The 904-nt window shown below is 67.4% G+C and carries 2 protein-coding genes; both read left to right on the forward strand.

Annotated features, from left to right (window positions below; translation table 11 throughout):
- Nucleotides 1-299: spore coat protein U domain-containing protein (locus tag IFS44_RS23045; RefSeq protein ID WP_192100208.1), on the forward strand; the 299-nt coding region annotated here is incomplete at its 5' end.
- 17 nt (nt 300-316) lie between these two features.
- On the forward strand, nt 317-904 hold a 588-nt coding region (locus tag IFS44_RS23050), incomplete at its 3' end, for a fimbrial biogenesis chaperone (RefSeq protein ID WP_192100209.1).

Genomic DNA, 904 nt, shown 5'->3' on the forward strand with positions numbered 1-904 from the left:
CCGCCGGATTGCAGATCGACTGCACCCCGGGAATGAGCGTCACCCTCACCGCGGACAACGGCACTCAGCCGGCCAACGGTGTGCGCCAGCTCGTCCACGCAACCCGGCCTGCCGATCGCTTGCCCTATCAGCTGTTCGCGAACGGCAGTCAGACGCCCTGGACGTCGCAGGCGATCGCGCTGGCATTTCCGATCGGGACGTCACGACTGTCCGTTCCCGTCCAGGCCCGCGCCGTCGTCCAGCGCGGCGTGGCAGCGGGGCGATATTCCGATGTGGTTCGCATCACCGTCACCTGGTGATGCAGCAAGGACAAGTCATGAAGATCCTGCGTATGTTGACCGCCATCGTCTCGCCGCTCCTCCTGCTGCCAGGCACAAGTCGCGCCGCGGCGGTCATCATCTGGCCGGTCGATCCGAAAATCGCCACCACCGAGCGCGCCACCGCGCTGTGGATCGAGAACAAGGGCAACGAGCCGATCACGATGCAGGTCCGGACTTTGCGCTGGTCGCAGGGGCCGCAGGGCGATCTGTACGACGATCAGGACGAGGTCGTTGCCAGCCCGCCGATCGCAGTCATCCCGGCGGGGGAACGGCAGATGATCCGTGTGTTGCGGCGCGAGCGGCCTGCTGTCGCGGCGAACGACCAGACCGGCCCGGGGGAGCGCAGCTACCGCCTGTTGATCGACGAAATCCCCACCGCGAATGCGCCGAATGCGAGCCGGCTGCCGGCGGCCGAGCTTGCGGTGCAGATGCGCTATTCGGTTCCGCTCTTCACCTATGCGGGGTCGGTCAACGCGGCCAGGCCCGAGCTGACCGCGACGGTGGAACGGAGCGGGGGCGGTCGGATGCTGGCGATCCGCAATACCGGCATGCTGCATGCGCGCCTCGTCGATATCCGGACGGCG

This window comes from Sphingomonas sp. CFBP 13706 (genome assembly GCF_014842355.1).
Taxonomy (GTDB): Bacteria; Pseudomonadota; Alphaproteobacteria; order Sphingomonadales; family Sphingomonadaceae; genus Sphingomonas; species Sphingomonas aerolata.